The following is a 23,844-nucleotide window of genomic DNA, read 5'->3' as shown; positions in this document are numbered from 1 at the left end:
GCCTGGTTTGGCATCCACCACGTTGTGGCCGATCAGCGCAGAGATGGGCACGACGGCTTTGACTGGAATTTTCGCGGCCTTGGCGAAGGCGGTTAGCGCTGCACTGATGTTTTTGAACGCCACCGTGGAGTCATCCACAGCGTCAAGCTTGTTCACGGCAAACACGATGGAGGGCACCCGCAGCAGGTTAACCAGCAGCGAGTGGCGGCGGGTTTGCTGCAACAGCTCCATGGACGGGTTTTTCCAGTCCAGCTTGGTGGCATCGACGAGCACAACAGCGGCGTCAGCGCTGGACGCTGCGGTAACCATGTTGCGTGTGTACTGCTCATGGCCAGGCGCGTCGCCAATGATGAACTTGCGGTTTTCGGTGGAGAAGTAGCGGTAGGCCACATCGATGGTGATGCCTTGCTCGCGTTCGGCGCTCAGGCCGTCCGTCAACAGCGCCAGATCGGTTTCCCCCTGGCGTTGCACGCCGGCCAGGTGGTCTTGCAGCACAGCTTTGCTGTCCACCAGCAGGCGGCCAATCAAGGTGCTTTTGCCGTCATCGACAGACCCGCAGGTGATAAATTTCAGCGCAGACCGCAAGTCATTTTGGCCTGTAGCCCTCGTTAATCGGGCGCTTTCAGCTATCAAATCAGTAGTGCTCATCAAAAGTACCCGTCTTTCTTGCGCTTTTCCATCGAAGCGTCGGAGGTTTTGTCATCCATGCGCGTTGCGCCCCGTTCGCTCACGTCGGCAGCCAGTGTTTCAATCACGATTTGCGCCGCTGTTGCAGCCGGGCTGTCCACCGGGCAGGTGCATGTGATGTCGCCCACAGTGCGGAAACGCACGGTTTTTTCAACCACCACTTCACCCTCGCGCGCGGGTGTCAGCTCGGTCACCGGCACCAGCAAGCCTTTGCGCTCCACCACTTTGCGCTGGTGAGCGTAGTAGAGCGAGGGCAGAGCGATCTGCTCGCGCTCGATGTATTGCCACACATCCAGCTCGGTCCAGTTGGAGATTGGGAACACGCGGAAGTGTTCTCCGGGCTGAATCCGGGTGTTGAACAGCGTCCAGAGCTCGGGCCGCTGGGCCTTGGGTTGCCACTGGCCGAAGCTGTCGCGGTGCGAGAAGATGCGCTCTTTGGCGCGGGCCTTTTCTTCGTCGCGGCGAGCGCCGCCTATCAGCGCGTCAAAACGGAATTCGTCAATGGCTTCCAGTAACGTCACTGACTGGTGCACATTGCGCGATTCGCCGGGGTGGGCCAGGCGCACGGTGCCACGCTTCATGGAATCTTCAACGTTGCGCACGATCAGTTCGGCGCCCAATTCTTTTGCGCGCAAGTCGCGAAAATCCGTGACCTCGTGGAAGTTGTGGCCGGTGTCGATCATCAACAGCGGATAGGGAATACGACCCACACCGAAGGCCTTCTCGGCGCACTTGAGCATGACCAGCGAGTCCTTGCCGCCTGAAAACAGCAGGGCGGGGCGCTCAAAAGCTGCCGCCACTTCGCGCAGGATAAAGATGGTTTCTTCCTCGAGGGCATCGAGGTGAGAATTGGACAGCCGGGCGATGGAGAGCTCCGGGTCGGCTGGCAACAGTTTGGATGGTGTACGGGCGTTCATAAGTCAGTGTGCAAGGTGCAGACCGCATTCGCGGTTGTCCTCGCCCTTGGTGGGGTCAACGTAGTCAAAATTATTGGGCAGGCCATGGGTCTCACAGTACTGGTAGAGCTCTTTGGACGACCAGTGCAGGAGCGGCGCGACCTTGATGAGACCGTCGGGGTTGACGCTGATGGGATCCATCTGGGCGCGTACGGCGGTGTCGGTAGCGCGCAAGGCCGTGAACCAGACCTGCGGCGCAGTTTCGCGCAGGGCGCGGGTAAAGGGCTCGAGCTTCACCTCTTCGGTGAAGGCCGCATGGCGGGGATCATCCAGCGCCGGGGTCGACCCCTCTACGGCTTCGCGGTGCGCGCGAGAGCGGCGCGGCAAGTAAATGTGCAGGTCCAGCTTGAGCAGCTTGGTCACTTCGTCGGCAAAGCGGTAAGTGGCCTCGGTGTTGTAGCCGTTGTCCATCCATACCACCGGAACGCGAGGGTTGGCGCGCGTTACCATGTGCAGGATGACAGCCTCGAAGGGGCGAAAATTGGTGGTGACGATGGCTGGCCGGCTCAGTGCTATGGCCCAGTCCACCAGGCCCTGTGCATTGCGGCCTAGTTCTGCGTTGATTTTTGCAAGGTCGAGAGTCATGGTGTTCAGGCAGCCGCCGTCTCGGTGAAATGTGGTTGTACTTGTACCGCGTCACCCTGGTAGCGGCCCACTTTGTGCCCGGGGTAGGACGCCAGCACGCGCTCGGCAATGGCCCTGTCCTGGTCGGCGCGCAGCACTGCAACGTCAAAGCCGCTGCGTTCCATCTGGGCCAACTGGTCGGCCAGCACATCGCCGGTGGCGCGGATTTCACCGCTGAACTCACGTCGGCGGCGGAGCAAAAAGGCCTGGCTAAAGGCGCGGCCGTCGGAGAATTTTGGAAAATGAAGGTCGATACGGGTCACGCCTTCAAGCGAGACCAGCAACGGGTCGGCGTCGTTGGCGAGCACCAGAACGGCGGTGTTTTCGGTGGCAACGTGATCGGCAAATGGCAAAAGTTTCATGTGGTTCTCCTCAGGCGGCTACAGCAGCCACGGTGGCAGGAGCGGGAAAGCGTGCGCCCTTGGCGGCTTCCTTGAAAGGATCCATGCCGACGCGGCGCAGGGTTGAAATAAAGGTTTCGCCTGCTTCGCGCTGGCTGCGGTAGGTGTCCAGCACAGCCTCGATCACCTCAGGCACTTCAGCCGCAGAGAACGAGGGCCCCACCACCTTGCCGGGAACCGGGTTGCCACTCAGTGCGGAACCATCGGAGCCGCCCAGCGACACCTGGTACCACTCCAGGCCGTCTTTATCCACACCCAGAATGCCGATATGGCCGCTGTGGTGGTGACCGCAGGAGTTGATGCAGCCGCTGATGTGCAGGTCGATCTCGCCCAGGTCGTGCAGCTCGTCCATGTCTTGATAACGCTCGGTGATGGCTTCTGCAATCGGGATGGAGCGCGCATTGGCCAGCGAGCAGAAGTCGCCGCCCGGGCAGGCAATCATGTCTGTCAACAGTCGGATGTTGGGTTTGGCAAAACCAGCCTTGCGGGCGGCGCGCCAGAGCTCTGGCAATTCGTCGCAACGCACCCATGGCAGCAGCAGGTTCTGATCGTGCGTGACGCGCACTTCACCTGCGCTGAACTGATCCGCCAGGTCGGCCGCTATGTCGAGCTGATCGGCAGTGGCATCGCCAGGGGCTTGCCCCAGACGTTTGAATGACAGCGTCACTGCGCGCAGATCAGGGTTTTGATGCGGCGCCACGTTTTGCTTGAGCCAGCGGCCAAACTCAACATCGTCTTCAGCCGCGGCGCGCAGGATATTCGCAATTTTGGCGTCAGCACTCTTGCGGTCGCAGTTGAGCTTGGGAGGCACAAAGCAGGCTGTTACGCGGTCCAGCTCTGCCTGGGTGATGGTGTGCGGGCCACCGTCGTGCTCCATGATCTGCTTGTATTCAGCTTCGACATCGTCGATGTATTTTTGGCCCTCTGCCTTGACCAGAATCTTGATGCGCGCCTTGTACATGTTGTCGCGGCGGCCGTAGCGGTTGTACACACGGACAACTGCTTCCAGGTAATTCATGATCTGGTGCCACGGCAAAAACTCGCGGACCACAGTCCCGGTGATCGGGGTGCGACCCATGCCGCCACCCACCAGCACCTTGAAGCCCAGCTCACCATCGGCATTGCGGACCATGTACAGGCCGACGTCATGCCAGGCCGTTGCGGCGCGGTCTTCAAGGGCGCCGCTGATGGCGATCTTGAACTTGCGGGGAAGGAATGCAAACTCGGGATGCAACGTGCTCCACTGACGCAGGATTTCGCCAAACGGACGCGGATCGGCGATTTCATCAACGGCAATGCCCGCCCGCTCGTCGCTGGTGATGTTGCGGATGCAATTGCCGCTGGTCTGGATGCCGTGCATGTTGACGCTGGCCAGCAGGTCCATCACGTCAGCAGATTTATCCAGGGGAATCCAGTTGTACTGGACGTTCTGGCGCGTTGTGAAATGGGCGTAGCCGGTAGTCAACTTGGACGCAACCGAGAGGCCGTTTTTGAGGTTGACCGGGCCGAGCTTGTCTTGCGCTGCTTGCGCCTCATTAAACAGCGCGGCATTGGGCTGGTCGTACTCGCGTGCAATTTTGGCCAGCACGCGCACCTGCGCGCTCGAGAGCTCGCCATAAGGAACGGCCACACGCAGCATGGGTGCATAACGCTGGACATACCAGCCATTTTGCAGACGCAAGGGGCGAAACTCGTCTTCAGGCAACTGGCCAGCTTGCCAGCGGGTGAGCTGGTCACGGTACTGGTCAGCGCGTGCCTGGACGAACTGGCGGTCAAATTCGGTGTATTGATACATGGCTGTCAGAGATCAAAAAGTGGATTCAGATGGCGATTAATTTGACGCCGGCATAAGCAAGCAGCACAGAGAGCAGCGAGCGAATGACGCGGTCGGGAGTCTTCTGCACCAGTCGCGAGCCCAGCCAGATGCCGGGCAACGAGCCGAGCAGCAGCTTGGCAAGCAGTGGCCAATCGACGGATCCGAGGGATGCATGCCCGAGACCCGCCACCAGCGTGAGGGGAACGGCATAGGCAATATCCGCAGCGACGATGCGGGGCAGAGGCAGCAGAGGATACAGCAGCATCAATGCGGTGACGCCGATGGCCCCCGCGCCGACGGATGTCAAGGTGACAAGCGTACCGATCAAGGCACCAAAAAGAATGGGCAGGCTCCAGTGCCGTGGCCGGGTGGCCTGCGCAAGCTCTGCATCCGGAATGCCGCGAAGTATCTGCTTGCCGCGAATGGCTTTGTAAAGCGTGGCGGCGGCGGTCAGCAGCAGGGCGACGCCCAAGGTCATGGTCATGGCGCGCTGCACAGCCGGATTGCCGGGTCCCAGGGTATGCAACACGTACAAGGTAACCAGAGCCGCCGGAATACTGCCTGCGCTAAGGGTGCCCACCAGGCGCCACGGCACAATCCGTTGGCGCGCCAGGCTCACAGTGCCTCCCATCTTGGTAAAAGCAGCAAACAGAAGGTCGGTACCGATGGCGAGGTGCGGCTTGACACCGAAAAAGAAGATCAGCAGCGGCGTCATCAGGGAGCCCCCACCGACGCCGGTCAGCCCCACGATGAGACCCACGGCAAACCCAGCAAATACAAAAGCGAAATCGTGCATAAGCCGGAGACTGTAAAACTGAGGCATATAAAAACAAACTACAGTTTTGTTCAGCGCTTATGCGGATAAGCTTATTCCCCAGTGTTTATGCGGCATACGGGACGATATTGAGGCGCTAGCTCATAAAGAGCGTCTTGCGGAACGCCATCGTGGCGGCCCCATAATCAATCAAAAATGACAACGAGGAGCGGTGTGAAAAAGGTTTCCGTCAAGTTCTATGGGTTCAATGAAACCGAGCTTCGCTCGCTGGAAACCGTGTTTCGTCTGTCCGAATCGCGCGACACCGTTTATTCGGCCTGGACTCCGGAGTCCACGGACGAGCCCGACATTCTGTTGATTGAGGGCGACAGCTGGGAGGCGGTGCTGGAGTTGGCCAATCCTGTACATGATGGCCTCAAGCTGATCTGGGTGGGAGTGGATGCACCGGCTCATGCGTGGCGGGTTTTTCCTGCCCCGGTGAAGTGGTCAGCGGTGATTGAGTCCATGGACGAGGAGTTTTCACCTCCGCCTCAAGCTTCCATGGACGACGCCCCCATTGATCTGGATCTTCTGCACGAAGAAGACATGCGCGTGCAGTTTGACGAAGAGGACAACACCGCACCCTCCGAACTGGAGCCTGAGCTCCCTCCCGAACCGGAGCGCCGGGTGTTGGTGGTCGATCAAAATCGGGAGGACCGGCTTTACCTCAGAGCCAAACTGGCGACTGCGGGCTTGTTTGAAATTGATGAAGCGTCAAGTGGTGCGGAAGCACTGGAGTTTTTGCGGCGGCGTCATTACCACCTGATCACCGTAGACCTCGAGCTGGGCGACATGGACAGCTGGCAATTGATGCAAACCATTGAGCGCACCCGTCCTGTCATTGCTCATGTGTGGGTTACTGGCACAAAGCTGGCCTGGTACCAGGGTTGGCGAGCCTGGTTTGCCGGCGCAGAGGCGAGTTTGAAGAAACCCTTGCTACCGGCCCGTCTCAATGAGTTGCTACAAAAAGTATAGCTAACATTGACCGTGGTTAAAGGGCGAGGCGCCGAAACGGCTTAATACCCTGGCCCCCGAATGCGAAAACGACCGGCCCACAGCGCGCGGGCCATGCGTGATTCAACCGGAAGCGGTTCGCCATGCAGTTGAGCTGCCAGCAGTTCGGCGCACAGCACGGCAAAGGTCAGCCCGCGCGAACCCATGGCCGTGCTGGTCCACAAGCCCGGCAACAGGTCTCCATCTACTGCCCCCACCAAAGGCAACCGGTCGGGTGAGGCACAGCGCACGCCAGCCCAGGCCAAGGCAGTGCCCTTCTGAAATTCATTAGCCAGTTGGGAAGCTACGGCTGGCAGCAAGGATTGCAGCCGTGACAGATTCTCTTGTTGATTGTCCGGGCGCAACTCCGTGTTGTTCTGGTCCCGCTCAAAGCTGGCGCCGCACAGCCACATCCTGCCTTCGTGCGTTGGTACGTCGGGAATAAAGCTCCCGTTACCGTTAACTGGAAAAGCTGGAAATGCGGTGTCCTCGCCATCCCGCCAGCCCCAGGACACCTGTCCGCGGATGGCTTGCAAAGGAAGTCCGCCATCTACCAACAGCTTGCTTGCATACCCCGCCGCCAGCACCACCAGATCGGCCTTCGCAAGGCTGCCGCCGTTCGCATCTTGCGCATGCCAAAGCCCGGTAGTGGCGTCGCGCTGCAACTGCGATACGTCCGCGTTGCCCCGCCATTGAATGCCCGGCTGCGACAAGAGGACTTCAACCAATCGGGCCGGTTTGATCCAGCCTGCTTTTCGGTGCCAGCAAGCTGAAGCAGACGTTGAGGTCGCGGACCCGATTTGCGCTCTTGTGGCGAGGCTGCTCCAATCGCTTCCCGCTTCGCTCCAGTCGGACGGCAGGCCGCGGCTGTTGTCCAGCCGAAGCTCCAGTACGCCGCTTGCCTGCCAGTCGCTCCATTCCTGCAACAAGGTTTGCGCCTGTTGCAGCGTTGCGCGCACCCCGCAGCGCGACAGGCGCGACAACAAGCTGTCGTCTGGCGAGACATGCGGCACCAGCAGGCCAGCTGGCAGGCCAGAGGCTCCACCGGCTGGCGCTTCGTTTGAATCAAGCACCTCTACCTGCCAGCCGCGTCTGGCCAGGCTGGCTGCAACGGCCGCGCCAGCCAGACCACCGCCTATGACGATGCAGGTTGTCGGCGTCACTGCCGCGGGCCGCTCCGCCTTGCGCGGCGCCCACCGCGGGTTGAACTCGCCGTGCAGGTTGTCCCGTTTGGGCGGAAGGCCGGCTGTTTTGGTGACCGAGAAGCCGCAATGGGTCAGGCCGTCCAGCACCGAGCGGGCGACGGTCCAACTGGTAACGCGAGTGCCACGGCGGCAGCACCGCGCTACGGCTTTAAGGGTGTGCAGGTCCCACATGTCGGGATTTTTGGATGGGCTGAATCCGTCCAGATATACAGAGTCAGCTTCAAACACCTGCTCGCGCAGCACGGCTTTGGTGTCCCCAATACAGAGGGTCAGCAGAACGCGTCCCTCTTCAAACACCAGGCGATGAAAACCCGGTAGAAGCCCCCACAGCTGCGCCGCAAGCTGCTCAGCCAGAGGCATCAACTCGGGATGTGCGGCCGCTGCGCGCAACACGTCAGCCGCGCTGGCTGGATGGGCTTCGGTGGACACGAAATGCAGCAGGCGAGGGCGCTGCAGGTCGGCCTTCCACGCTTGCCAGGTGACGAGAAAGTTCAGCCCCAGACCGAAGCCCGTCTCCAGGATGCGCCATTGCGGCCGGTCAGCCCATGCTGCGGGAAGTCCGCAACCGTGCAAAAAAACTTCGCGCGATTGCGCCAATCCGCCCAACTCGCTGCGGTAGCGGTCGCCGTAGCGCGGGCTGTAAGGTGTGCCGTCTTCTAGCCATTCGATCGGCTCAGCCACGGTGCGGTTTCCGGATCCAGACCAGCATGGGCCGCGGATCTGGCTTTGCCAGTCCGCAGGCGCAGCGCCCCTCTTTTTCGTGCAAGGGGCAGCGCACTGCCGAAGGCACGCGAAGCGACAAGCGTGGGGGCCCTAATTACTCAGTCGGAGGAACGTATCCCTGAACCTTGTCCGCACCACTTCCAAAGAAATGCTGCTCCATCTGCCGGGCCAGGTATTGGCGGGCGCGTGCATCTGCCAGATTCAGGCGGTTTTCATTGACCAGCATGGTTTGCTGCTTCATCCAGTCCGCCCAGGCTTGTTTGCTGACTTCTTCCCAGAGGCGTTTGCCCAAAGGGCCGGGGTAGGGCGGAAAGTCCAGACCTTCGGCTTCCTTGCCGAGCTTGATGCAATTGACGGTGCGTGCCATTAGGAATTCTTTCGTGACGGGGTTGTTATAGATGATCTGGGTATTAAGAAACGATTTTTTATTCGTTCCTGTTTTGGCTCGATGCTTCCAGAATCCATTTTCTTATTTAAATCGCATGCAAATGCACCTGGAACAAGAAAGCAGACCATGACTACACGCCGCCATTTTATGAATGTTTCCGTCCACCTGGCATTGGCCGTGGGCCTGGCAGGGTCAGCCGCCGTTGCGCTGGCCCAGAAACCCCCAGTGACATTGCTCAATGTGTCTTACGACCCTACGCGCGAACTGTATGTTGAGTACAACGCCGCATTCGCTAAGCACTGGAAGGCCAAGGCCGGCCAGGACGTCACCATCAAGCAATCCCACGGCGGCTCGGGCAAGCAGGCCCGCTCCATTATTGACGGGTTGGATGCCGATGTGGCCACCCTGGCACTGGCAGGCGACACCGATGCGCTGGTCAAGAACGGCGGCTGGCTGGCTGCCGATTGGCAGAAGAAGCTGCCGCACAATTCCTCGCCTTACACCTCGACCATCGTCTTGGCTGTGCGCGAGGGCAATCCCAAGGGCATTAAGGACTGGGATGATCTGATTCGCCCTGACGTCAAGGTCATCACGCCCAACCCTAAAACATCCGGCGGCGCGCGCTGGAACTACCTGGCCGCCTGGGAGTTTGCGAAACGCAAATACGGCAGTGATGCCAAAGCCAAAGAGTTTGTGGCCAAGCTGTACGGCAATGTGCCGATTCTGGACACTGGCGCACGCGGCTCCACCATCACTTTTGCCCAGCGCGCCCAGGGCGACGTTCTAATTGCCTGGGAAAACGAGGCCTACCTGCTTGAGAAAGAATTTGGCGCCAAGTTTGATGTGGTGGCTCCGTCCATCAGCATTTTGGCCGAGCCAGCCGTTGCAGTCGTGGACAAAAACGTAGACAAAAAGGGCACCCGCGCAGTTGCAGAGGAATACCTGAAGTTTCTCTACTCCGAAGAAGGCCAGGACATTGCTGGCAAAAACTTCTATCGTCCGGCTGTTTCGCAAAAGGCCATTGCCAAGTACGCGAAACAGTTTCCCAAACTGAACCTCTTCAGCATTGATCAGGCTTTTGGTGGCTGGGCGAAGGCCAACAACGAGCACTTCATCGACGGCGCCAGTTTTGACCAAATCTACAAAAACAAATAATCACATGTCGAAAAGTGGCAGCCCAGTGAGTTTGTAGGCGGGAGAGCCCCGGCGGGGCGGTATTATTTGCTATAAAAAAAATAGCTGCCTGCGCTTATGGTTATTGGGCCAGTGCCGGTTTTGGCTCATGAATCCGGTTAAAATACTGGCTAGGCGCGACGGCGCCACAACCACATAGAAGGAGCCACCATGGCCAGAGCTGATGCCAAAACCACCGTACTCGCAGACGGGCTGCGCTACAAGTCAAAGGTGTCGGGTTCTCCCTTCGTAGCCTCCGCCTCCTTTGGCGCCGCCACCATGTCCTGTTTCATGTGCGGTAAGCACCGCCCCCGTTCCCTGATGGGTACACGCAAAGTCCTGGGCAAATCCCATGCGGTTTGCTCGCCTTCCTGCAAGGCGCTGGATGAGGCTGCAGGCTGATTTCCCGGATTTGAACTCCTGAGGCGTTAGCCAGCCTTAGTAGAGGCGCACGTTCAGCGTCGGAAGCGTCCTACTCGCCTGAGTGGGTCGCATTTCTAGAGTGGAAGTTTCCCCATCCAAGGAGCTTCCATGCTGGCCATGAATTACCGCGGGCCTTACCGGGTCCGCGCTGAGCAAAAAGCCGATCCACAAATTGAACACCCGGGTGACGCCATTGTCCGCGTCACACGCTCGTGCATTTGTGGGTCAGACCTGCACCTCTATCACGGGCTGATGCCCGATACACGGGTCGGTTCGACCTTTGGCCATGAATTCACAGGCGTGGTGGAAGAGGTTGGCACAGCGGTGCAAAACCTCAAGGTTGGCGACCACGTGCTGGTGCCATTCAACGTTTTTTGCGGCTCCTGCTATTTCTGTAAGCGCGAGCTTTACAGCAACTGCCACAACACCAATCCAGAGGCCAGCGCCATAGGCGGTATTTACGGCTATTCGCACTCCACGGGCGGTTATGACGGCGGCCAGGCTGAATATGTCCGCGTGCCCATGGCTGATGTCGGGCCAACCGTCATCCCTTCTGACCTGGACCTGGACGACGCGGTGCTGCTTACCGACGCTTACCCAACGGGTTATCAGGCGGCAGAAATGGGTGATATTGCAGAGGGCGACACGGTGGTGGTATTTGGCGCCGGGCCGGTTGGCATTTTTGCCGCCAAGTCGGCGTGGCTGTTGGGAGCGGGCCGCGTCATTGTGGTGGACCATGTGGAGTATCGGCTGGAGTTTGTCAAGAAATTTGCGCAGTGCGAAGTCGTCAACTTCAAGGACGTGGCCGACATGGCCATCCATATCAAAAAGATGACCGACTGGCTGGGCGCAGACGTGTGTATTGACGCGGTGGGTTGTGAGGCAGCGGGCAGCTTTGCGCAGTCGCTGACCGGCGTCAAACTCAAGCTGCAGGGTGGGGCGGCCACCGTGTTGCACTGGTGTATCAACAGCGTGCGCAAAGGCGGCAGGGTGTCGATTGTTGGCGTGTATGGCCCCACGTTCAACGCGATTCCGATTGGCAACGCCATCAACAAGGGCCTGACGCTTCGCATGAACCAGGCCAGCGTCAAGCGCCATCTACCGCGTCTGATCGAGCACATCCAGGCTGGCCGTATCAAACCCAGCGAGGTGATCACCCATCGCGTGCCGCTCGAAGAAGTCTCGGACGCGTATCACATCTTCTCCAGCAAGCTTGATAACTGCATCAAGACTGTGCTGATTCCGCCGCGCGCCATGGCCGCAGCCTGACCAACAAGGACACGCACCATGGACACAGCAACACGCATTCAGGCGCCCCGGGAAATCCCTGCGAAATACGCCCACATCCCGGGCTGGGGGGCAGACCTTGACCATGCAGATCGTCCCGCCTATCCGATGGAACGCATGCCGGCGCGACTGGAGGGCGCGCATCAGCACGAACCCGTGCCGCAAGAGCAGAACGTTGAGGTCCTGCTGTCCAGCGAGCGGCCTGCGATGACGCCCCTGTTCGGCACCACGCTGCCGCCCTCGGGTCTGAGCGGCATGCTGCGACGTTTCGCCTTTCGGTTCAGCGAAAACGACATCCGCCACTGGATGATTCTTCTGTTCGCCGATCGGGTCAATGTTGTGGAGGGTTTGGGTTCTGACCTCAAGAAAGGTCACATTCCCAACGTCTTCGCCGAGATGGGTATCAAGGCAGAGTTCAAACACAATCGACCGGCCTTTGTGACCAAGGTGGCTGTCGCTTCCGCAGCTGGCGTGTTGATCGTCTTGTGGATGCGATCACGCCGACGCTGAAGCAATGGCGGGATTGTTGGCAATCAGCGAGAGTGCTACGACATCGATAGCAAACTATTCCCGTGTTTAAAGGGCCAGGTGCCAAAAACGTCATAAACATCTGCAGGTGTCCGTTTTTGGCTGGCGTAGCGGTGTGGCATGGGGCAGACTTGAGCCATGCATCTTGTTATTGACCATCTTCCTGACTCGCCAGCATGTTGAGCGGCATTGACTGGAGCCCATCCATTCGCAAGCTGAAGGACAGCGGCAATGTCGTTTTGCCGCGGTTGCTGAGCCCTGAACAGTGCCGCGACATCGTCAAGCTGTATCCCCAAAACACCCGCTTTCGAAGCCGCGTGGTCATGGCGCGCTACGGTTTTGGCAAAGGTGAATACCAGTATCTCAGCTACCCACTCCCGGAGCTGGTGCAAGAGCTGCGTACCGCGTTGTACCCACAACTGGTGGGCGTTGCCAACGCCTGGAACGAAGCAATGGATATTCCGGTTCGTTTCCCGCCAGATCACGCCGCCTTCCTCGCGCGCTGCCATGCTGCCGGTCAAACCCTGCCTACGCCGCTGCTGTTGCGTTATGAAGAGGGCGACTTCAACTGCCTGCACCAGGATCTGTATGGGGAGCACGTGTTTCCGCTGCAGGTGGTCGTGTTGTTGTCGCAGCCTGGCGCGGACTTCACAGGTGGGGAGTTTGTAGTGACCGAGCAACGCCCGCGCATGCAGTCGCGGGCTGAGGTGGTGCCATTGACCCAAGGTGATGCCGTGGTTTTCGCCGTGCATCACCGGCCGGTGCAGGGGAGCCGGGGCTTTTACCGTGTCAACATGCGCCACGGCGTGAGTCAGCTGCGCTCAGGCCAGCGCCACACACTGGGCATTATTTTTCATGATGCGCAGTAGCCCGGCGCATGCAATCAAGCGGTGACTGCTGAACTTTTTGAAGACATGGCGCCGGAAAAGGGCGCGCAGACGGTGATGGCACCGGGCGCAATGCTCTTGCATGGCCTTGCGAGGGCCGTTGACGCGGCACTCTTGCGGGGGTTAGAGGACGTCATTGCCAGCGCTACGCTACGCCACTTGACCACACCCGGTGGTTACACGATGTCGGTTGCCATGAGCAACTGCGGCCCGCTCGGCTGGGTTTCAGACCGCAGCGGCTATCGTTATGAGGCGCTGGATCCCTTGTCAGTACGCCCGTGGCCTGTGATTCCGCCTTGCTGGATGGATCTGGCTGTGGAGGCAGCGGTGCAGGCCGGGTACCAACGTTTTCAGCCCGACGCCTGCCTTGTCAACATGTATGAGCCAGGCGCGAAGCTTTCGCTGCATCAGGACAAGGACGAGAAAGATTTTTCAGCGCCCATTGTTTCGGTCTCATTGGGGCTTCCAGCAACTTTTCTGTTTGGCACCGGCAGTCGCAGCGACAAGCCGCAACGCCATCGCCTGGTTCATGGGGACGTGGTGGTCTGGGGTGGACCGGCGCGTCTGGCCTACCACGGTGTGGCACCGCTGGCCGATGGCGAGCACCCCTTGCTGGGCAGGCGCCGCATCAACCTGACTTTTCGTCGTGCCGGCTAGAAATCTTCTGTCTTGAGCAGCAGTGGGTTGTCTGCGGTGTAAGTTACGCCCGCCACCATCACGTCCAAAGCCCGCGCGTGAATCATTTCAGCGTCGAGTTCGTAGGCTTTTTTCAGGGAGTCCGGCCCCTGCATCGCGCCAAAGTGATCTTCCATGGCCCCGCGTGAAATCCTGACTGGAATTTTCACGCCCGCGTGCAGCATTGAAAAGTTCAGCCATTCGCCGTGGTCTTCGACATCAAAGAACGCATCCATGGGATTCCCTCCTGAAGATCCGACAAGGGTAGCGGAGCGGCTGCCCTGCGTACAGTCCATCAAACCCGCAAAGGACCGGTTTGGATGGCCAATCCTGGCGAGCAGGTCTCAGCTTGCAGGGGGGACGAGGAGGGTAAAAAAATGCCTCTAGCCCATATAGAACGGTCGGCTAATGCTACTAAACATGTAGCAAAACGGCTTATCGCGCTTTACTTCGTGGGGACTGGCTCAGTCCGCTTTCCAGCCGCCGGCGCATCCGCATTGGCACTGCGACGCGGAGGCAACGCTTCCGGCTGAGGCTTGTCCGCATGCGAGCCATGCTCGTGGGCGTAGACCCAGGTGAACTCGGCGCCCAGCAGGAAGATCTGTGCCGAGTAATACACCCACAGCAACAGCACCACAAGCGAACCTGCCGCTGCGAACGAGGAAGTGACGCTGCTTTTACCAATATAGAGGCCAATCAGCGCCTTGCCGATTTCAAATAAAACAGCGGTTACGGCGGCCCCAATCCATACGTCGCGCCAGCTCACCTTTGCCTGCGGCATGATCTTGAAAATCATGGCAAACAGCACCGTGGCTACGCCCAGGGAAATCAACATGTTGATAATCTGCAGCAGCACCTCCCAGCCGGGAAGAAGGCCGTTGGCCCACCCGCCAAAGGCGGCCAGTCCCGCACTGACCACGAGTGACACAGCCAGCAGAAAAGCCAGACCCAGAATAAAACCTAGCGAGAGCAAGCGGCTGCGCAGTGTGTCCCAGATGCCAGACCTCTTTTTTTGCTCTTCAGGCACTTGCCATACCCGGTCCAGCGCGCTTTGAAGCTCGGCAAACACCGTGGTGGCGCCAATGATCAGCACCACAATGCTCACGCCGGTAGCCACAAGACCCTTGGCCGGCTTGTTGGCGCTTTTAATCAGGGCCTCAACCCCTTTGGCCCCTTCATCCCCAATCAACCCAGAGAGCTGGGCGACGATTTCGCCTTGCACCGCGTCCCGACCCCAGACCAGTCCGGCCACGGCAATCACGATGAGGAGCAGCGGCGCAATCGAAAACACCGTGTAGTAAGAAATGGCGGCGCCCATGCTGGGTGCGTAATCGTCGATCCATGCAAAAACTGATTTTTTGGCGAGCTGATAAAAGCGCTGAAGTTTCATGGCGATCCCGGTTTATGCCGAGGCGCCAGTGTTGCAAAGGCCGCGCTCTGAAGCCGTCAGCCTGCTTTTGCGTCTGATGTAGGCGTCGGCCCCATCCGGGCCGGGCCGCTCGGGCTGCCTCGCGGGTGTTTGGCTGGTAGGCCTCCGTGGCGGGCAAGGCCTTGATTTCAACATCGGCTGCGTTGACGGCGGCAGTTTTGCTGGGACCGTTACGCGTCGCAGGCAGTGCGGAAGTGCTCTCTTAGTACGAATCGGGCATAAATTAAGAACGATATATTCTTTTGAGTTTTAAGAACAACTCCCCAAAATGCGTTTTTCGAATATGCATTGGCCGGAGTTTTCATGATCGTTCCCGTCCCCGTTATTCATCGCATTCAGTTGGTCCGCCGCTAAAGGTCGAGGAGACAAGTGCGTTTCATCATCGTCCCCGGCTGGCGCGACTCCGGCCCCGGCCACTGGCAAAGCCTGTGGGCTGAGCGCCTGGAGGGCGCCGTGCGTGCAGCAGGACGACTGGATCACGCCTTCGCAGCAGGCATGGGTGTCAACGCTGGCCAACACCATTCTTGCGCAGCGGAGTCCCGTCATCGTCGTAGCCCACAGTCTTGGATGCATCGCCACAGCGCATCTTCCTGCTGAAGCTGCGGCGTGCATCCAGGGCGCTTTGCTGGTGGCCCCGGCCGACCCCGAGCGACGCGCCATCCTCAGCGACTTTGCGCCCGTGCCTTACCAAAAGCTGCCTTACCGCAGCGTGCTGGTAGCCAGCAGCAACGACCCGTATTGCCCGGTGCGCCTGGCGGGCGCTTATGCGCGTGCCTGGGGCAGCGAATTTGTTCGGATCCAGGACGGCGGCCATATCAACATCGAGTCCGGCCACGGCGAATGGCCGCTGGGCGTGGCCCTGTTGCAGTCGCTGGCGGCAGATGCGCCGGTGGCCATACAGCTGCATTCACCTATTTCCTCTTCAACTTCTTCCTCCTCACTTTCCTCCCTGGTAAACGCATGACTTCCAAATTCAAACTTGTTCTGGCCGCACTCGCACTGGCCTCCAGCAGCCTGGCTTCGGCCCAGACCTTGCTCAACGTCTCTTACGACGTGGCCCGTGAGTTCTACAAGGACTACAACACCGCCTTTGTTGCGCACTACAAAAAAACGACCGGCAAAGACATCAAGATCGACCAGTCGCACGGCGGCTCCAGCGCGCAGGCGCGCTCGGTCAACGACGGGTTGGAGGCTGACGTGGTGACCATGAACACCACCACCGACATTGAATTTTTGGCAGGCACAGGCGTGGTGGCCAAAGACTGGGCCAAGCGCTTTCCCAACGACGCGTCGCCAACCACCTCGACCATGTTGTTCTTGGTGCGCAATGGCAATCCAAAAAACATCAAGGACTGGGACGACCTGATCAAGCCTGGCGTTCAGGTGGTGGTGGTCAACCCCAAAACCGGCGGCAACGGTCGTTATGCCTATCTGGGCGCCTGGGGTTATGTACGGAAAAAGGGCGGTACCGACGCGCAGGCAGCCGAGTTTGTTGGCAAGCTCTACAAAAACGTGCCTGTGCTTGGCAAGGGCGGGCGCGACGCAACCAGCATCTTTCTGCAGCGCAATACCGGCGACGTGCTGGTGACGTTTGAATCCGAGGTGGTCTCCATCAACCGCGAGTTTGGTGAGGGCAAGGTTGATGCGGTGTATCCGTCGTCCAGCATCGTGGCAGAAAACCCGGTGGCTGTGGTGGAGCGTACGGTCGCCAAAAAAGGCACGACGGAACTCGCCAAGGCCTACCTTGATTACCTTTATTCGGAAGAAGCACAGGAAATCGCTGCACGCCATGCCTTGCGTCCGCGCTCGCAAACCGTGCTGAAAAAATACGCCAGCACCTTCAAGCCGCTGCGGCTGTTCACGGTCAAGGACTATTTCGGATCACTCGGCGAAGCGCAAAAAGTGCACTTCAATGACGGCGGCCAGTTCGACAAGCTCTACACCGTTCGCTGATCGATGACTGCAGCCATTTTTTCTGCGGCGCATCCTCCTGCAGCCGCACCGGTGCGGCGCGCCGCCAAAAGAGTCCTGCCAGGCTTTGGCCTGACGCTGGGCTACACCCTGTTTTACCTGAGCATTATTGTTCTGATCCCTTTGTCTGCGCTGCTTTTCAAGACTTTCTCGCTGAGCTGGGATCAGTTCGTTACCGCAGTAACCTCGCCGCGCGTGATGGCCTCGTACCGTCTCACGTTTGGCGCGTCGCTGATCGCGGCGCTGGTCAATCTGGTTTTTGGCCTGCTGGTCGCCTGGGTGCTGGTGCGCTACAAGTTTCCCGGCAAAAAAATCATTGATGCGTTGGTGGACCTGCCCTTTGCGCTGCCGACTGCAGTGGCCGGCATCTCACTGACGGCTTTGCTGGCCAGCAACGGCTGGCTGGGCCAATACCTGGAGCCCATGGGCATCAAGCTGGCGTTTACGCCGGCAGGTGTGGTGATTGCGCTCATTTTTATCGGCCTGCCATTCGTGGTGCGCACGGTTCAGCCGGTGCTGGAAGACGCTGAAAAAGAGCTTGAGGAAGCCGCTACGGCATTGGGCGCAACCCGTCTGCAGATTTTTACCAAGGTGATTCTTCCGCACATTGCGCCTGCGTTGCTGACCGGCTTTGCCATGGCTTTTGCGCGCGCCATTGGGGAATACGGCTCGGTCATTTTCATCGCCGGCAATATGCCCATGATCTCGGAGATCACACCGCTGATCATCATTGGCAAGCTTGAGCAGTACGACTATGCCGGCGCAACCGCCGTGGCTGTCGTGATGCTGGTTATTTCCTTTGCTTTGCTGCTGATCATCAATGCTTTGCAAGCCTGGCAACGGCGCAACACGGGAGCACCAGCATGAAACAGGCCCCCACGCTTGTCGCTGCGCGAGCCTCCGGCAATGCGCCGCCCCTTGCACAAGAACGAGGGGCTGTGCCTGCTCCGGGTGGCCCTTCGCGGCGCACGGCCGCAGTTCGCTCCGGCACCACGGAGGCGCCGTGGGTTCGGTACACCCTGATCGGGATTGCGCTGGTTTTTCTCTTCCTCTTTCTCGTGCTGCCCTTGGCCGCAGTCTTCACCGAGGCTTTGCGCAAGGGATTCGGCGCTTACCTCGCCGCATTGCAAGAGCCCGACGCCTGGTCGGCTATCAAACTCACACTGATTGCCGCCGCGATTGCGGTGCCGCTCAATTTGGTGTTTGGTGTGGCCGCGTCCTGGGCCATTGCCAAATACGAGTTTCGTGGCAAATCCTTTCTGACCACGCTGGTGGACCTGCCGTTTTCGGTGTCCCCCGTGGTGGCGGGTCTGATGTACGTGCTGGTCTTCGGAGCCAATGGCTGGTTCGGCCCATGGCTGCTGGCCAACGACATCAAGGTTATTTTTGCAGTGCCGGGCATTGTGCTGGCCACGGTGTTTGTGACCTTTCCTTTCATTGCCCGGGAGTTGATCCCGCTCATGCAGGCCCAGGGGAACGACGAGGAGCAGGCCGCCATCGTGCTGGGCGCCACCGGCTGGCAAACCTTCTGGCATGTAACGCTTCCGAACATCAAGTGGGGTCTGCTGTATGGCGTGATCCTGACCAACGCGCGGGCCATGGGCGAGTTTGGTGCTGTATCTGTGGTCTCCGGCCATATCCGGGGGCAGACCAACACCCTGCCCCTGCACGTGGAAATTTTGTACAACGAATACCAGTCGGTGGCTGCGTTTGCTGTCGCTTCGCTGCTGGCCCTGCTGGCTTTGGTCACCCTGGTCATCAAGTCGGTGGCCGAGTGGCGCGCCGCACAGGAGCTTAAAGCGGCAGCCGAACTGCCGCCCGAGCGGCCCCCGGCATCAAAAACAGCGGTCATCGCCGCCAGTGCTTAGATGTCAAACATAACTACCCACCGTTCGCCCTGAGCTTGTCGAAGGGTCTCCTTTTCCCACAGGCAGGCTTCGACAGGCTCAGCCCGAACGGGAAAGACAGAAAGAAAAATCATGAGCATTGAAATCCGCAACGTCAGCAAACATTTTGGCAACTTTCAGGCGCTGGGCGATGTGAGCCTGGACATTGAATCTGGCGAACTGGTTGCCTTGCTGGGTCCATCGGGCTGCGGCAAGACGACCTTGCTGCGCATCATTGCCGGGCTGGAGACAGCCGATCAGGGAAGTATTTTGTTCAGTGGCGAAGACACGACCGATGTGCATGTGCGTGAGCGGCAGGTTGGCTTTGTGTTTCAGCACTACGCGCTGTTTCGCCACATGACAGTGTTTGAAAACGTGGCTTTCGGGCTGCGGGTAAAACCACGTGGGCTACGTCCGAGTGAGGCTGAAATCAAAAAGAAGGTGCACGATTTGCTGAGTCTGGTGCAACTGGATTGGCTGGCTGACCGCTTCCCGTCACAGCTTTCGGGTGGGCAGCGTCAGCGCATAGCTTTGGCGCGTGCCCTTGCGGTAGAGCCCAAGGTGCTGCTGCTTGACGAGCCGTTTGGCGCGTTGGACGCCAAAGTGCGCAAGGAGTTGCGTCGCTGGCTGCGCCGGCTGCACGACGACCTGCATGTCACCAGCATTTTTGTGACGCACGACCAGGAGGAAGCGCTGGAGGTTGCAGACCGCGTGGTGCTGATGAACCAGGGCAAGGTCGAGCAGATTGGTTCCCCCCAGCAGGTCTGGGATCACCCGGCCAGCCCGTTTGTATACGGTTTTCTGGGCGACGTGAACCTGTTTCAGGGCAGGGCGCATGAGGGCAAGATCCAGCTGGAAGGCATGCGTCTGGACTCTCCTGAGCTCCTTGGCGCGCAAAACGCCAAAGCGTTTGCTTACGTGCGACCGCATGACTTTGATGTGCAGCGCTACTCCCCCGGGGCAGAAGGCATCGCCGTGCAACTGAGCCGCGCCATCGTTATTGGTCCCATTGCGCGTCTTGAATTGATGCCTTCGGAGGAAAGTCAGCGAGCCGACCCTCTGATTGAGGCGCAAATCCCTTCGCAGCAATACCGGGAGATGGGCTTGCGTGAGGGTGACATGCTGGTGTTGAGCCCGCGCCATGCGCGGGTCTTCGTGGATGCGGGAGAGGGAATTTAGTGGTTTTTGGCAGTGCGGCGAAGCGGCTTCTTCGCACAATTTTGTAAGACGTCGCCCTACAGCTTGGGCGTGCAAACCAAGGGGAAAATTTATTCAAGGTGTCTTGTTCGAGGGAACAAACACACCTTTTATTAACCATCAGTTTTCCAACATTGGGAGCCTTTATGCTGAAAACCACTCTCGCCATTGCCGTTGTTTCTCTCGGTGCCATCGGCCTGACAGCCTGCGACGTTAAAAAAACCCAGGAGGGCAATGTCACCGTTCCTCAAGTGGAAGTGACCAAGACCAAAGAGGGTGACGTCACTCTGCCCAAATATGACGTGACACCTCCTGACGTCAAAGTCGGTACCACGGACAAGACCGTGACAGTGCCAACAGTGAAAACCGAAGAAAAAACCATTTCGGTTCCTACCGTGACCGTTACTCCGGCGCCTGACAAGAAGTAAACATCATGTCGCCACAAGAGCGGGCGTAAACCCGCTCTTGTGCGCTGGTATCGCCGTATTTGCGGCATATCTTTGTTCCCCGGTCCCGCCATCTGTGCGCGCCAACAAGTCGTGTTCAGACTCGGGAACTAATCTCCCACTAAACTCACGAACCTTCGGGAATTTCCTGAATTAACAAGGTCGTGATGCTTTTCAATTTTCTGGCGACGGCACCGCGCCGCGTGTTTGGTCTGGTGTGTGTCGCTTGTCTGGCAATGCTGGCCTTTGGCTTGTATCTGCAGCACGTTGTTGGGCTCGAGCCGTGCCCCATGTGCATCGTCCAGCGCTACGCACTGATTCTGGTTGCCCTGAGCTGCGGCCTGACTGCCATAACAAAGCGGGGCGCTTTGCTTCTCACGGGGGCATTGGTCACGTTGCTGTTTTCGGCGTTCGGCGCCTTTGTGGCCGCACGCCAGAGTTTCCTCCAGTGGTATCCGCCTGAGGTGGCCTCTTGCGGGCGTGATTTTTACGGGATGATTGAGACTTTTCCACTCAAACGCGCCATCCCCATGATCTTCAAAGGCAGCGGCGATTGCACAAAGATAGACTGGACCTTCCTGGGCCTTTCAATCGCCAACTGGTCATTCTTGTGTTTTGTGGCCATCGCCTTGGTCATGCTGGCTCTGCTGGTGTCGCGATCACGCAAGCCCGCCGCATATTGATCCGGCCCGAATAATCGTAAGTTTCTTGTCCTTTCGCCCTCGGCTTGTCGAAGGGTCGGAAACGTTGCGGGCGGCTACTTAAACGGTTTGCGGCGACTGCTTGTACAGAACGGGCTCATCAGCGAGCACGGGTGGCTTGTTGGCCACATCGCGGCGCTCCATCCGGTCTTCCAGCTCGCCGATGTAAGCTGCCGTTGCGTTTTCAGACTGTTCAATTTTGTCGATGAGGACTTGTTGGGTTTGCGCCAGCCGTTCAGCCAGGACAGTTGCCTGTGCGGACTCCCGGTTCAGGGCAGTTGCTGTCTGGGCATCGAGAAATTGCCGCAGTTCGGTAAAGCGCGAAGCTTCTGCCTTGTCGGCAAGATCACGTTGCGTCGTCAGGTCCCTTGCGTACTGGCGAGTCTCGAGCAGATGCCTGCCCTGCATATAAAGCGTGGTCGCGAGAAACATCGCCATCACAGCAAGCAGCAGAACCAGTAGCAACAAACCCAGCGGTGCCTGCACGGTGGCAAAACCGACGCTTAACAGGGATGAGCGGGTAAATTCATCGACATTCAGTGCCGCAAATCCGGCCACCAACAGGATGGCCACAATCAGAACAATGGTTCGGGTACGCATATTCAAGACTCCAAAAAACGGAAGTCTTATGGTCACTGCGCCAGGCTGAGCGGTCTGTAGGCAAAAGGCCTGTTTACGCGGCTGGCTTCACCGGGTTTTGGCTCTCTGCGGTACTCTCGGCTAACCCGTCCTCTACCTGGGATTCCATGGCCTCGGCTGCTTCCTCGTTCAGGGCCTTGGCAGAGCGCTGCGGTTTGGTCAGGGGGGTGGGTGTCCACCGGCCGCCGTGCATGAGGTTGATACCGGCGCTGATGTCACCCCCCATCTGGAGCTGGAGGCGTTCGCTGTCGCGTCGGCGTATATCCTCGGCCACTTCGGCAACGTCTACTTCCATCACCCCCAATTGCCGCAGGGCTTCAGCGCTGAAGGCCAGGGCGGACTCCAGGGTTTCCCGTAGCTGATAGTCCACGCCCAGGCGCATCAACTCGATGGCGTGTTGCCGGTCGTAGGCGCGCGCCAGCACCGGAGTCAGGGGGAAGGCATGTTTAATCAGCGTTACCGCACACGTCGTCGCTTCCTTTTTGTCCACGCAGACCAGGATGGCGCGCGCGTGTCCCGCGCCGCTGGCGTGAAGAACGTCCAGCCGGGTGCCGTCGCCGTAATACACCTTGAAGCCAAACCGCGCCGCTGCGCGAATCATGTCGGTGTCGTTTTCAATGATGGCAATATCAATGCCGCGCGCCAGCAGAGCCTGGCTGGCGATTTGCCCAAAGCGCCCGAAGCCGATGATGAGCACACTGCCCTTGAGGCCTTGTGCCACCTCCACGCCTTCCATGTCTTGCTCGGCCTTGGCGGGCGTGACCCAGCGCAGGGCAAATACTGCCAGCGGTGTCAACGCCATCGAGATGATGATGGCTGCGGTCAGCGCGGCATTGACATTGGCCTCGACAATTCCGGCGGCAGCGGCTGCCGAATACAGCACAAAGGCAAATTCGCCCCCTTGGGCCATCAAAGCCATGCGTTGCAGTGCGTCTGCATGGCTGGAGCGGGTGACGCGTGCCACCGCATAAATGCCCGCCGCCTTGAGTGACATGTAGGCCAGCACGCCTCCCAGGATCAGCGGCCAGTCAGCCATAACCAGTTTCAGGTCCAGCGACATGCCAACACCCATGAAAAACAGGCCCAGCAAGATTCCGCGAAAAGGCTCGATATCGGCTTCAAGCTGATGGCGGAAGGTGGACTCTGAGAGCATCACCCCCGCAGCAAACGCGCCGAGCGCCATGGAGAGACCACCCCATTGCATGGCCAGCGCCGCGCCCAGTACCACCAGCAGTGCCGCAGCTGTCATCACCTCGCGCGCCTTGGCCTTGGCCAACACTCGGAACAGGGGGTTGAGCAGCCAGCGGCTGACCGCTACCAGACCCATAACGGCGACCAGCGCCGCCCCGATTGCAACCCAGCGCGAGACGCCTGTACCATCGGCGGGCGCAGGCGTCAGGAAGGCCACGATGGCCAGCAGGGGCACGATGGCAAGGTCTTCAAGCAGCAGGATGGACACCATTCGCTGTCCGCGCGGTGTGGAGGTGTCCCCCCGTTCGTCAAGAAGCTGCATCACGATCGCTGTCGACGAGAGCACAAAACCCATGGCTGCGATGAAGGCCACCACCGGCTTAAGCCCTCCCACGACTCCCAGCGCGGTCAGCAGCGCGCCACACACGGCAACTTGCAGCAACCCCAGGCCAAAAATCTGCCGGCGCAGCGTCCATAGGCGGGTGGGCTGCATTTCCAGGCCGATGACAAAAAGAAACATCACCACGCCGAGTTCGGCGATGTGGAGGATGGTCCCGGCTTCGCTGAAAAATGCAAGGCCAAATGGGCCTATCGCCAGTCCGGCGGCCAGATAGCCAAGAACCGAGCCCAAGCCAAGGCGTTTGAAGATTGGCACAGCCAACACGCCAGCACCCAGCAAAACCACCACTTTGACCAGCTCACTGCCTTGTTCAACTGCCATGAAACTCCCGAGCGCCGCGTTGTGGAAATAAGAGCTGAGGATGGTAGCGGAGTTTGTTGTCAAGGCGGTGGCGCCGGGTGTGG

At 59.3% G+C, this 23,844-nt stretch carries 25 protein-coding genes and 1 pseudogene; 14 read left to right on the top strand and 12 right to left on the bottom strand.

Annotated elements, in window-relative coordinates; translation table 11 throughout:
* From VE934_RS10265 to VE934_RS10240, 6 genes are all read right to left on the bottom strand, one after another.
* Positions 1 to 648: GTP-binding protein (locus VE934_RS10265; RefSeq protein WP_324887061.1), on the bottom strand; the 648-nt coding region annotated here is incomplete at its 3' end.
* Positions 648 to 1,604 (bottom strand): sulfate adenylyltransferase subunit CysD, encoded by a 957-nt coding sequence (gene cysD / locus VE934_RS10260; RefSeq protein WP_324887059.1) that lies wholly within the window; start codon positions 1,602 to 1,604, stop codon positions 648 to 650. The genes VE934_RS10265 and cysD, both read right to left, overlap by 1 nt.
* A 3-nt stretch (positions 1,605 to 1,607) precedes the next feature.
* Positions 1,608 to 2,228, bottom strand: a complete 621-nt coding sequence (locus VE934_RS10255; protein ID WP_324887057.1) for a phosphoadenosine phosphosulfate reductase family protein — start codon at positions 2,226 to 2,228, stop codon at positions 1,608 to 1,610.
* Positions 2,229 to 2,233: 5 nt separating this feature from the next.
* Positions 2,234 to 2,629, bottom strand: a complete 396-nt coding sequence (locus VE934_RS10250) for a DUF934 domain-containing protein (protein ID WP_324887055.1) — start codon at positions 2,627 to 2,629, stop codon at positions 2,234 to 2,236.
* A 10-nt stretch (positions 2,630 to 2,639) separates the two neighbouring features.
* Positions 2,640 to 4,463: a nitrite/sulfite reductase gene (locus VE934_RS10245; RefSeq protein ID WP_324887054.1), complete on the bottom strand. Its 1,824-nt coding sequence runs from the start codon at positions 4,461 to 4,463 to the stop codon at positions 2,640 to 2,642.
* Positions 4,464 to 4,488: 25 nt separating this feature from the next.
* Positions 4,489 to 5,280 (bottom strand): sulfite exporter TauE/SafE family protein, encoded by a 792-nt coding sequence (locus VE934_RS10240; RefSeq protein WP_324887052.1) that lies wholly within the window; start codon positions 5,278 to 5,280, stop codon positions 4,489 to 4,491.
* Positions 5,281 to 5,472: 192 nt separating this feature from the next.
* Here VE934_RS10240 and VE934_RS10235 point away from each other — a divergent pair, with 192 nt between their 5' ends.
* Positions 5,473 to 6,273, top strand: a complete 801-nt coding sequence (locus VE934_RS10235) for a response regulator (protein ID WP_324887051.1) — start codon at positions 5,473 to 5,475, stop codon at positions 6,271 to 6,273.
* Positions 6,274 to 6,314: 41 nt separating this feature from the next.
* Here VE934_RS10235 and mnmC read toward each other — a convergent pair whose 3' ends face one another.
* Positions 6,315 to 8,177, bottom strand: coding sequence for an FAD-dependent 5-carboxymethylaminomethyl-2-thiouridine(34) oxidoreductase MnmC (mnmC, locus tag VE934_RS10230; protein WP_324887049.1), 1,863 nt, complete (start codon positions 8,175 to 8,177; stop codon positions 6,315 to 6,317).
* A 136-nt stretch (positions 8,178 to 8,313) separates the two neighbouring features.
* Positions 8,314 to 8,586, bottom strand: coding sequence for an oxidative damage protection protein (locus VE934_RS10225; RefSeq protein WP_324887047.1), 273 nt, complete (start codon positions 8,584 to 8,586; stop codon positions 8,314 to 8,316).
* 147 nt (positions 8,587 to 8,733) lie between these two features.
* Here VE934_RS10225 and VE934_RS10220 point away from each other — a divergent pair, with 147 nt between their 5' ends.
* The 6 genes from VE934_RS10220 to alkB all read left to right on the top strand — a co-directional run bounded on the left by VE934_RS10220 (position 8,734) and on the right by alkB (position 13,562).
* Positions 8,734 to 9,762, top strand: coding sequence for a sulfate ABC transporter substrate-binding protein (locus VE934_RS10220; protein WP_324887045.1), 1,029 nt, complete (start codon positions 8,734 to 8,736; stop codon positions 9,760 to 9,762).
* A gap of 189 nt (positions 9,763 to 9,951) precedes the next feature.
* Positions 9,952 to 10,182 (top strand): hypothetical protein, encoded by a 231-nt coding sequence (locus tag VE934_RS10215; protein WP_324887044.1) that lies wholly within the window; start codon positions 9,952 to 9,954, stop codon positions 10,180 to 10,182.
* Between the two features lie 129 nt (positions 10,183 to 10,311).
* Complete coding sequence (locus tag VE934_RS10210) at positions 10,312 to 11,472, top strand: zinc-dependent alcohol dehydrogenase (protein ID WP_324887042.1); 1,161 nt, start codon at positions 10,312 to 10,314, stop codon at positions 11,470 to 11,472.
* Between the two features lie 18 nt (positions 11,473 to 11,490).
* A complete protein-coding gene (locus VE934_RS10205) occupies positions 11,491 to 12,000 on the top strand; it encodes a hypothetical protein (RefSeq protein ID WP_324887040.1) in 510 nt (169 codons plus the stop codon).
* 194 nt (positions 12,001 to 12,194) lie between these two features.
* Positions 12,195 to 12,887: a 2OG-Fe(II) oxygenase gene (locus tag VE934_RS10200; RefSeq protein WP_324887038.1), complete on the top strand. Its 693-nt coding sequence runs from the start codon at positions 12,195 to 12,197 to the stop codon at positions 12,885 to 12,887.
* 21 nt (positions 12,888 to 12,908) lie between these two features.
* Positions 12,909 to 13,562, top strand: coding sequence for a DNA oxidative demethylase AlkB (alkB, locus tag VE934_RS10195; protein WP_324887036.1), 654 nt, complete (start codon positions 12,909 to 12,911; stop codon positions 13,560 to 13,562).
* Here the strand turns inward: alkB and VE934_RS10190 are convergent.
* Together VE934_RS10190 and VE934_RS10185 are read right to left on the bottom strand one after the other, a co-directional pair.
* Complete coding sequence (locus VE934_RS10190; protein WP_324887034.1) at positions 13,559 to 13,816, bottom strand: hypothetical protein; 258 nt, start codon at positions 13,814 to 13,816, stop codon at positions 13,559 to 13,561. The genes alkB and VE934_RS10190 overlap by 4 nt on opposite strands.
* Before the next feature lie 209 nt (positions 13,817 to 14,025).
* Positions 14,026 to 14,970 carry a YihY/virulence factor BrkB family protein gene (locus VE934_RS10185; protein ID WP_324887032.1) on the bottom strand — a complete coding sequence of 315 codons (945 nt, stop codon included), beginning with the start codon at positions 14,968 to 14,970 and terminating at the stop codon, positions 14,026 to 14,028.
* Positions 14,971 to 15,378: 408 nt separating this feature from the next.
* Here VE934_RS10185 and VE934_RS10180 point away from each other — a divergent pair.
* The 7 genes and pseudogenes from VE934_RS10180 to VE934_RS10150 all read left to right on the top strand — a co-directional run bounded on the left by VE934_RS10180 (position 15,379) and on the right by VE934_RS10150 (position 21,192).
* A pseudogene (locus VE934_RS10180) lies at positions 15,379 to 15,973 on the top strand (RBBP9/YdeN family alpha/beta hydrolase).
* Positions 15,970 to 16,962: a sulfate ABC transporter substrate-binding protein gene (locus VE934_RS10175; protein ID WP_324887030.1), complete on the top strand. Its 993-nt coding sequence runs from the start codon at positions 15,970 to 15,972 to the stop codon at positions 16,960 to 16,962. Before VE934_RS10180 ends, VE934_RS10175 begins: the two are co-directional and overlap by 4 nt.
* A gap of 3 nt (positions 16,963 to 16,965) precedes the next feature.
* Positions 16,966 to 17,847, top strand: a complete 882-nt coding sequence (cysT, locus tag VE934_RS10170; RefSeq protein ID WP_324887027.1) for a sulfate ABC transporter permease subunit CysT — start codon at positions 16,966 to 16,968, stop codon at positions 17,845 to 17,847.
* Positions 17,844 to 18,848, top strand: a complete 1,005-nt coding sequence (cysW, locus tag VE934_RS10165; RefSeq protein WP_324887025.1) for a sulfate ABC transporter permease subunit CysW — start codon at positions 17,844 to 17,846, stop codon at positions 18,846 to 18,848. Before cysT ends, cysW begins: the two co-directional genes overlap by 4 nt.
* 111 nt (positions 18,849 to 18,959) lie before the next feature.
* Positions 18,960 to 20,045 carry a sulfate ABC transporter ATP-binding protein gene (locus VE934_RS10160; protein ID WP_324887023.1) on the top strand — a complete coding sequence of 362 codons (1,086 nt, stop codon included), beginning with the start codon at positions 18,960 to 18,962 and terminating at the stop codon, positions 20,043 to 20,045.
* Positions 20,046 to 20,209: 164 nt separating this feature from the next.
* Positions 20,210 to 20,491, top strand: a complete 282-nt coding sequence (locus tag VE934_RS10155; protein WP_324887021.1) for a hypothetical protein — start codon at positions 20,210 to 20,212, stop codon at positions 20,489 to 20,491.
* Between the two features lie 185 nt (positions 20,492 to 20,676).
* On the top strand, positions 20,677 to 21,192 hold the full coding sequence (locus VE934_RS10150; RefSeq protein ID WP_324887019.1) for a disulfide bond formation protein B: 516 nt from the start codon (positions 20,677 to 20,679) through the stop codon (positions 21,190 to 21,192).
* A 78-nt stretch (positions 21,193 to 21,270) separates the two neighbouring features.
* Here the strand turns inward: VE934_RS10150 and VE934_RS10145 are convergent, their stop codons facing one another.
* Together VE934_RS10145 and VE934_RS10140 are read right to left on the bottom strand one after the other, a co-directional pair.
* Positions 21,271 to 21,810 carry a hypothetical protein gene (locus tag VE934_RS10145; protein ID WP_324887017.1) on the bottom strand — a complete coding sequence of 180 codons (540 nt, stop codon included), beginning with the start codon at positions 21,808 to 21,810 and terminating at the stop codon, positions 21,271 to 21,273.
* Between the two features lie 73 nt (positions 21,811 to 21,883).
* Complete coding sequence (locus VE934_RS10140; protein ID WP_324887015.1) at positions 21,884 to 23,761, bottom strand: monovalent cation:proton antiporter-2 (CPA2) family protein; 1,878 nt, start codon at positions 23,759 to 23,761, stop codon at positions 21,884 to 21,886.
* Between the last annotated feature and the right edge of the window lie 83 nt (positions 23,762 to 23,844).

The sequence above is a fragment of the Polaromonas sp. genome, from assembly GCF_035638815.1.
Lineage (GTDB): Bacteria > Pseudomonadota > Gammaproteobacteria > Burkholderiales > Burkholderiaceae_C > Polaromonas.
The sequence above is the reverse complement of the archived record's forward strand: the minus strand, read 5'-3'. Positions and strand labels throughout refer to the sequence as shown.

Coding starts and splice junctions, on each gene's coding strand:
- cysD (WP_324887059.1), bottom strand. CDS start 1,604: ATGAACGCCCGTACACCATCCAAACTGTTGCCAGCCGACCCGGAGCTC.
- VE934_RS10205 (WP_324887040.1), top strand. CDS start 11,491: ATGGACACAGCAACACGCATTCAGGCGCCCCGGGAAATCCCTGCGAAA.
- VE934_RS10250 (WP_324887055.1), bottom strand. CDS start 2,629: ATGAAACTTTTGCCATTTGCCGATCACGTTGCCACCGAAAACACCGCC.
- VE934_RS10200 (WP_324887038.1), top strand. CDS start 12,195: ATGTTGAGCGGCATTGACTGGAGCCCATCCATTCGCAAGCTGAAGGAC.
- VE934_RS10245 (WP_324887054.1), bottom strand. CDS start 4,463: ATGTATCAATACACCGAATTTGACCGCCAGTTCGTCCAGGCACGCGCT.
- VE934_RS10240 (WP_324887052.1), bottom strand. CDS start 5,280: ATGCACGATTTCGCTTTTGTATTTGCTGGGTTTGCCGTGGGTCTCATC.
- VE934_RS10145 (WP_324887017.1), bottom strand. CDS start 21,810: ATGCGTACCCGAACCATTGTTCTGATTGTGGCCATCCTGTTGGTGGCC.
- VE934_RS10220 (WP_324887045.1), top strand. CDS start 8,734: ATGACTACACGCCGCCATTTTATGAATGTTTCCGTCCACCTGGCATTG.
- VE934_RS10190 (WP_324887034.1), bottom strand. CDS start 13,816: ATGGATGCGTTCTTTGATGTCGAAGACCACGGCGAATGGCTGAACTTT.
- VE934_RS10185 (WP_324887032.1), bottom strand. CDS start 14,970: ATGAAACTTCAGCGCTTTTATCAGCTCGCCAAAAAATCAGTTTTTGCA.
- cysW (WP_324887025.1), top strand. CDS start 17,844: ATGAAACAGGCCCCCACGCTTGTCGCTGCGCGAGCCTCCGGCAATGCG.
- VE934_RS10175 (WP_324887030.1), top strand. CDS start 15,970: ATGACTTCCAAATTCAAACTTGTTCTGGCCGCACTCGCACTGGCCTCC.
- VE934_RS10255 (WP_324887057.1), bottom strand. CDS start 2,228: ATGACTCTCGACCTTGCAAAAATCAACGCAGAACTAGGCCGCAATGCA.
- VE934_RS10155 (WP_324887021.1), top strand. CDS start 20,210: ATGCTGAAAACCACTCTCGCCATTGCCGTTGTTTCTCTCGGTGCCATC.
- VE934_RS10160 (WP_324887023.1), top strand. CDS start 18,960: ATGAGCATTGAAATCCGCAACGTCAGCAAACATTTTGGCAACTTTCAG.
- VE934_RS10215 (WP_324887044.1), top strand. CDS start 9,952: ATGGCCAGAGCTGATGCCAAAACCACCGTACTCGCAGACGGGCTGCGC.
- VE934_RS10210 (WP_324887042.1), top strand. CDS start 10,312: ATGCTGGCCATGAATTACCGCGGGCCTTACCGGGTCCGCGCTGAGCAA.
- VE934_RS10140 (WP_324887015.1), bottom strand. CDS start 23,761: ATGGCAGTTGAACAAGGCAGTGAGCTGGTCAAAGTGGTGGTTTTGCTG.
- VE934_RS10150 (WP_324887019.1), top strand. CDS start 20,677: ATGCTTTTCAATTTTCTGGCGACGGCACCGCGCCGCGTGTTTGGTCTG.
- cysT (WP_324887027.1), top strand. CDS start 16,966: ATGACTGCAGCCATTTTTTCTGCGGCGCATCCTCCTGCAGCCGCACCG.
- VE934_RS10225 (WP_324887047.1), bottom strand. CDS start 8,586: ATGGCACGCACCGTCAATTGCATCAAGCTCGGCAAGGAAGCCGAAGGT.